Source organism: Enterobacter sp. 940_PEND, from assembly GCF_001059415.1.
In the GTDB taxonomy this organism is placed as follows: Bacteria; Pseudomonadota; Gammaproteobacteria; order Enterobacterales; family Enterobacteriaceae; genus Enterobacter; species Enterobacter cloacae_M.
In genome coordinates, this window is record NZ_JUMS01000109.1 from 104,394 (window position 1) to 111,300 (window position 6,907).

Here is a 6,907-nt window from a genome sequence, read left to right on the forward strand (position 1 = left end):
CAAGGGGAAACGATGAAACGTACAGGATTTGTAGTGGCGCTCGCGCTGGGGATGATGTCGCACGGCGTGATGGCGAAAACGCTGAATGTGGTGACCAGCTTTTCGATTCTGGGGGATATCACGCAGGAGGTAGGCGGTGACCATGTGAACGTGACGACGCTGGTCGGGCCGGACGGCGATCCGCATACCTTTGAACCGTCGCCGAAAGACAGCGCCGCCCTGAGCAAGGCTGATGTGGTGGTGGTGAACGGCCTGGGGCTGGAAGGCTGGCTTGATCGTCTGGTGAAAGCCTCCGGGTTCAAAGGGCAACTGGTTGTGGCCTCAACAGGAGTGAAAACCCACACGCTTGAGGAAGATGGAAAGACTGTGACCGATCCCCATGCGTGGAACAGCGCGGCGAACGGGGCGCTCTATGCGCAAAACATTCTGAACGGGCTGGTGAAAGCCGATCCTGAGGACAAAGCCGCGCTGGAAGCCTCTGGCAAAACGTATATCGCGCAGCTCAGCCAGCTGGATAACTGGGCCAAAACGCGCTTTAGCCAGATCCCGCCGGCGAAGCGTAAAGTGCTGACCAGCCATGACGCGTTCGGCTATTTCAGCCGCGCCTACGGCGTGACGTTTATGGCGCCGCAGGGGCTGTCGTCTGAGAGCGAAGCCAGCGCGGCGCAGGTCGCCGAGATTATCAATCAGATTAAAGCCGACGGCGTGAAAACCTGGTTTATGGAAAATCAGCTCGATCCGCGTCTGGTGAAACAGATTGCATCGGCGACGGGCGCACAGCCCGGGGGCGAGCTTTACCCCGAAGCGCTGTCGGCAAAAGGTGGGGTGGCTGACACCTACGTTAAGGCGTTTCGCCACAATGTGCACACCCTCGCTGAGAGCATGAAATAACTTTTCCACCGCCGGTGCGTCCGTACCGGCTTTTTTCTGAAGCCCCCTAGTAAAACCTGAAGTGCATCCCCACATCTGACGAGAAAGTGCTATCTTGTGCAGCACGTTTTTCTGATGCCTGGAGCGAGAATGACTGACCATGAATTGATGCAGCTTAGCGAGATCGTTGGCCTTGCGCTGAAGCAGCGTGGCGCGACAATCACCACTGCGGAATCCTGCACCGGCGGCTGGGTGGCGAAAGCGATTACCGATATTGCCGGCAGTTCCGCCTGGTTTGAACGCGGTTTTGTGACCTACAGTAACGAAGCTAAAGCACAGATGATTGGCGTGCGTGAATCCACGCTTGAACAGCATGGCGCGGTCAGCGAACCGGTGGTAATCGAGATGGCTATTGGCGCGCTCAAAGAGGCGCGGGCAGATTACGCGATTTCCATTAGCGGTATTGCGGGCCCGGACGGCGGCAGCGACGTAAAGCCTGTCGGCACCGTCTGGTTTGGGTTCGCCACCTCCAAAGGGGAAGGTATCACCCGCCGGGAGTGCTTCAGCGGCGATCGCGAAAGCGTGCGTCGTCAGGCAACCGTTTATGCGTTAAAAACGCTCTGGCAACAATTTCTACAAAACACTTGATACTGTATGACCATACAGTATAATTGCACCAACAGAACAGAAATCCACGGTGAAGCACAGTCGCTTCTCCCGGCATGACAGGAGTAATAATGGCTATCGACGAAAACAAACAGAAAGCGTTGGCGGCAGCACTGGGCCAGATCGAAAAGCAATTCGGTAAAGGCTCCATCATGCGCCTGGGTGAAGACCGTTCCATGGATGTGGAAACCATCTCCACCGGTTCGCTTTCTCTGGATATCGCGCTGGGCGCTGGCGGTCTGCCTATGGGTCGTATCGTAGAAATCTACGGGCCAGAGTCCTCCGGTAAAACCACCCTGACGCTGCAGGTGATTGCCGCGGCACAGCGCGAAGGTAAAACCTGTGCGTTTATCGATGCCGAGCACGCGCTGGACCCTGTTTATGCTCGCAAGCTGGGCGTGGATATCGACAACCTGCTGTGTTCTCAGCCGGACACCGGTGAGCAGGCGCTGGAAATTTGTGACGCGCTGGCGCGTTCTGGTGCCGTTGACGTTATCGTGGTTGACTCCGTTGCCGCACTGACGCCAAAAGCCGAAATCGAAGGTGAAATCGGTGACTCTCATATGGGCCTCGCGGCACGAATGATGAGCCAGGCGATGCGTAAGCTGGCGGGTAACCTGAAGCAGTCCAACACGCTGCTGATCTTCATCAACCAGATTCGTATGAAAATTGGTGTGATGTTCGGTAACCCGGAAACCACTACCGGCGGTAACGCACTGAAATTCTACGCCTCTGTCCGTCTGGATATCCGCCGTATCGGCGCGGTGAAAGAGGGCGAGAACGTGGTCGGTAGCGAAACCCGCGTGAAGGTTGTGAAGAACAAAATCGCCGCGCCGTTCAAACAGGCTGAATTCCAGATCCTCTACGGCGAAGGGATCAACTTCCTCGGCGAGTTGGTTGACCTGGGCGTGAAAGAGAAGCTGATTGAAAAAGCTGGCGCCTGGTACAGCTACAACGGTGACAAGATTGGTCAGGGTAAAGCGAACGCGATCTCCTGGCTGAAAGAGAACCCGGCTGCGGCGAAAGAGATTGAGAAGAAGGTGCGTGAGCTTCTGCTGAACAACCAGGACTCTAAACCTGATTTCGTGGTCGATGCCGCGGATGCTGAAGAAACCAACGAAGACTTTTAATTCTTCGTTTAAAATGAAGGGCTGCTGATGCGGCCCTTTTTGCATTTCTGAATCAGCAGGTTTTTTATGAGTGAACCGACAACACGTCGACCCGCGTATGCACGCTTGCTGGACCGCGCGGTGCGCATCCTGGCCGTTCGTGACCACAGTGAACAGGAGCTGCGGCGAAAACTGTCGGCTCCGGTGATGAGTAAAAACGGGCCGGAAGAGATTGATGCCACCGCGGAAGATTATGACCGCGTGATTGCCTGGTGCTATGAGCATCATTATCTCGATGACGAGCGCTTTGCCTCACGGTTTCTCGCCAGCCGCGGCCGTAAAGGATATGGGCCCGCGCGCATCCGGCAGGAGCTGAACCAGAAAGGAGTGGCCCGGGAGTCCATCGAAAAAGCGATGCGCAAATGCGATACTGACTGGTGCGAGCTGGCCAGAGAACAGGCGATTCGTAAATACGGCGAACCGCTGCCGCGTGAATTTTCAGAAAAAGTCAAAATCCAGCGCTTTTTGCTCTACCGCGGCTTTCTCATGGAAGATATTCAGGATATCTGGCGTAATTTTGCCGATTGAACGCATGCGGGATTTTACTTCCCACTAAAGAAAACTTATCTTATTCCCACTTTTTCCAGTAGCTGGTCTGTCCAACGGTTTACCGATACAGGCTGGCTACGACATTTCGTTAGCTTGATTTCAGGATAATTATGAGCAAGAGCACCGCTGAGATCCGTCAGGCGTTTCTCGATTTTTTCCATAGTAAGGGACACCAGGTTGTTGCCAGCAGCTCCCTGGTACCGAATAACGATCCGACTCTGCTGTTTACCAACGCCGGGATGAACCAGTTCAAGGATGTGTTCCTTGGTCTCGACAAGCGTAATTATTCCCGCGCCACAACCTCACAGCGTTGCGTGCGTGCGGGCGGTAAACACAACGACCTGGAAAACGTCGGTTACACCGCGCGTCACCATACGTTCTTCGAAATGCTGGGTAACTTCAGCTTCGGCGACTACTTCAAACACGATGCCATTCAATACGCGTGGGAACTGCTGACCTGTGAAAACTGGTTCAACCTGCCGAAAGAGCGTCTGTGGGTTACCGTCTATGAAACCGATGACGAAGCCTACGAAATCTGGGAAAAAGAAGTCGGGATCCCGCGCGAGCGTATTATTCGCATCGGCGATAACAAAGGCGCGCCATACGCGTCTGACAACTTCTGGCAGATGGGTGATACCGGCCCTTGCGGTCCGTGCACCGAGATCTTCTACGATCACGGCGACCACATCTGGGGTGGCCCTCCGGGCAGCCCGGAAGAAGACGGCGATCGCTACATTGAGATCTGGAACATCGTCTTCATGCAGTTCAACCGTCAGGCCGACGGTACGATGGAGCCGCTGCCGAAGCCTTCCGTTGATACCGGTATGGGTCTGGAGCGTATTGCTGCGGTTCTGCAGCACGTCAACTCCAACTACGAGATTGACCTGTTCAGCACCCTGATCAAAGCCGTTGCCGAAGTTACCGGTGCGACCGACCTGAACAACAAATCGCTGCGCGTTATCGCGGACCACATTCGTTCCTGTGCGTTCCTGATTGCCGACGGCGTTATCCCGTCGAATGAAAACCGTGGCTACGTGCTGCGTCGTATCATTCGTCGTGCCATCCGTCACGGCAACATGCTGGGCGCGAAGGACACCTTCTTCTATAAACTCGTTGGGCCACTGATTGGCGTGATGGGTGCTGCCGGTGATGAGCTGAAACGCCAGCAGGCGCAGGTAGAGCAGGTTCTGAAAACCGAAGAAGAGCAGTTTGCCCGTACACTTGAGCGCGGTCTGGCGCTGCTGGACGAAGAGCTGGCGAAACTTAAGGGCGATACGCTGGATGGCGAAACAGCTTTCCGCCTGTACGACACATACGGCTTCCCGGTTGACCTGACGGCGGACGTTTGCCGCGAGCGCAACATCAAAGTTGACGAAGCGGGCTTCGAAGCCGCGATGGAAGAGCAGCGTCGTCGTGCGCGTGAATCCAGCGGTTTCGGTGCAGACTACAACGCGATGATCCGCGTTGATAGCGCGTCTGAATTCAAAGGTTATGACGCGCTGGAACTGACCGGCAAAGTGACCGCCCTGTTTGTTGACGGTAAAGCCGTGGACAGCATCAGCGCGGGCCAGGAAGCGGTTGTCATTCTGGACAAAACGCCGTTCTACGCGGAATCCGGCGGTCAGGTTGGCGATAAAGGCGAACTGAAAGGCAACGGTTTCAGCTTCAGCGTCAGCGACACCCAGAAATACGGTCAGGCGATTGGTCACCAGGGCAAACTGGTTTCCGGTTCTCTGAAAGTGGGCGAGGGCGTACAGGCTAACGTGGATGAAGCTCGCCGCGCGCGCATTCGTCTGAACCACTCTGCAACCCACCTGATGCACGCCGCCCTGCGCGACGTACTCGGTACCCACGTTGCACAGAAAGGTTCTCTGGTTAACGACAAAGTGCTGCGTTTCGACTTCTCGCATTTTGAAGCGATGAAACCGTCTGAAATCCGCGCGGTGGAAGATCTGGTGAACGCGCAGATCCGTCGTAACCTGCCAATCGAGACCCACATCATGGAGCTCGAGGACGCGAAGAAAAAAGGTGCGATGGCGCTGTTTGGTGAGAAATATGACGACCGCGTTCGCGTGCTGAGCATGGGCGACTTCTCTACCGAGCTGTGCGGCGGTACGCACGCATCGCGCACCGGTGACATCGGCCTGTTCCGCATTGTTTCCGAGTCGGGTACGGCGGCAGGCGTGCGTCGTATTGAAGCGGTGACCGGTGAAGGTGCGATTGCCAGCCTGCATGCGCAGAGCGATCAGCTGCACGACATCGCGCAGCTGCTGAAAGGCGATAGCCAGAACCTGGGCGAGAAAGTGCGCGTTGCGCTGGATCGCACGCGTCAGCTGGAAAAAGAGCTGCAGCAGCTGAAAGAGCAGGCTGCGGCGCAGGAGAGTGCAAACCTCTCCAGCAAGGCTGTAGACATTAAGGGCGTCAAACTGCTGGTCAGCGATCTGGCGGGCGTTGAGCCTAAGATGCTGCGTACTATGGTCGACGATCTCAAGAACCAGCTTGGTTCTACCGTTATCGTGCTGGCGACAGTGGCAGAAGGTAAGGTTTCTCTGATTGCGGGCGTCTCTAAGGATGTGACCGACCGCGTAAAAGCAGGGGAACTGATTGGTATGGTCGCTCAGCAGGTGGGCGGCAAGGGTGGCGGTCGTCCGGACATGGCGCAAGCCGGTGGTACGGATGCGGCGGCACTTCCGCAAGCTTTGGCCAGCGTTGAAAGCTGGGTAAGCGCGAAACTGTAATAACTACAAAGCACAAGCAGACGCCATAGCGGTAACGTTATGGCGTCTTGTTCACTGTGCTATCGATAACGATAAAGTCAGGTTGAGTTTGTGTATATCGGCTAAACTTACGTTTAACAGAATGTGATGCCGTGACTGCTTACACTTTACGTGTTTGTCATCGCTTACTTTTTGGCGTTATATGATGGATAATGCCGGGATACAAGAGACCCGACTCTTTTAATCTTTCAAGGAGCAAAGAATGCTGATTCTGACTCGTCGAGTTGGTGAGACCCTCATGATTGGGGATGAGGTCACCGTGACAGTTTTAGGGGTAAAGGGTAACCAGGTACGTATTGGTGTTAACGCTCCTAAAGAAGTATCTGTCCACCGTGAAGAGATCTACCAGCGTATCCAGGCTGAAAAATCCCAGCAGTCCAGTTACTGATATTGTCGCGTCTCGCTGTCGGGCGAGACGCAACCCTCCTGTCATTTTTCCTGCTCAACGTTACCGTTTAATTTCAAACGCTCTCTTTTTAACCACTCCGTTACCTTAAACTCGCCCTTACGCCGCCATTTCTGCAAAGGTTTTCTGTGAAGATGCCTGCAAAATCCGCTTATAAAACACCCTCTTTGCGGCTTTTACATGCGAATTGCGTGTGATTTGTGCAAACGATAAAAGCTTTTGGAAAATTGTTTGACTTATAAGTCCCAGAAAGTAATATATGCGCCACGCAGCGACGAGAAGCTCTTAACGAGTAACTCGAAGCACTCGAAAGAGGCGTTGTGTGGTGAGGTGGCCGAGAGGCTGAAGGCGCTCCCCTGCTAAGGGAGTATGCGGTCAAAAGCTGCATCCGGGGTTCGAATCCCCGCCTCACCGCCATTTTGCATCCGTAGCTCAGCTGGATAGAGTACTCGGCTACGAACCGAGCGGTC

6 protein-coding genes and 1 tRNA gene are annotated in these 6,907 nt (G+C 54.9%); all 7 read left to right on the forward strand.

Features of this window, described 5'->3' with window-relative positions:
- The first annotated feature begins 12 nt into the window (after positions 1-12).
- The 7 genes from ADJ24_RS15575 to ADJ24_RS15605 all read left to right on the forward strand — a co-directional run bounded on the left by ADJ24_RS15575 (position 13) and on the right by ADJ24_RS15605 (position 6,854).
- Complete coding sequence (locus tag ADJ24_RS15575; protein WP_032667918.1) at positions 13-891, forward strand: metal ABC transporter substrate-binding protein; 879 nt, start codon at positions 13-15, stop codon at positions 889-891.
- 129 nt (positions 892-1,020) lie between these two features.
- The gene (pncC, locus tag ADJ24_RS15580) at positions 1,021-1,518 is read left to right on the forward strand and encodes a nicotinamide-nucleotide amidase (protein WP_023308944.1); all 498 of its coding nucleotides are present in this window, start codon (positions 1,021-1,023) and stop codon (positions 1,516-1,518) included.
- A gap of 89 nt (positions 1,519-1,607) precedes the next feature.
- Positions 1,608-2,666 carry a recombinase RecA gene (gene recA / locus ADJ24_RS15585; RefSeq protein ID WP_023308943.1) on the forward strand — a complete coding sequence of 353 codons (1,059 nt, stop codon included), beginning with the start codon at positions 1,608-1,610 and terminating at the stop codon, positions 2,664-2,666.
- Between the two features lie 66 nt (positions 2,667-2,732).
- Positions 2,733-3,233, forward strand: a complete 501-nt coding sequence (recX, locus tag ADJ24_RS15590; protein ID WP_023308942.1) for a recombination regulator RecX — start codon at positions 2,733-2,735, stop codon at positions 3,231-3,233.
- 131 nt (positions 3,234-3,364) lie between these two features.
- The gene (alaS, locus tag ADJ24_RS15595) at positions 3,365-5,992 is read left to right on the forward strand and encodes an alanine--tRNA ligase (protein ID WP_023308941.1); all 2,628 of its coding nucleotides are present in this window, start codon (positions 3,365-3,367) and stop codon (positions 5,990-5,992) included.
- A gap of 241 nt (positions 5,993-6,233) precedes the next feature.
- The gene (gene csrA, locus ADJ24_RS15600; RefSeq protein ID WP_000906486.1) at positions 6,234-6,419 is read left to right on the forward strand and encodes a carbon storage regulator CsrA; all 186 of its coding nucleotides are present in this window, start codon (positions 6,234-6,236) and stop codon (positions 6,417-6,419) included.
- Positions 6,420-6,761: 342 nt separating this feature from the next.
- A tRNA-Ser gene (locus tag ADJ24_RS15605) sits at positions 6,762-6,854 on the forward strand.
- Positions 6,855-6,907 lie beyond the last annotated feature (53 nt).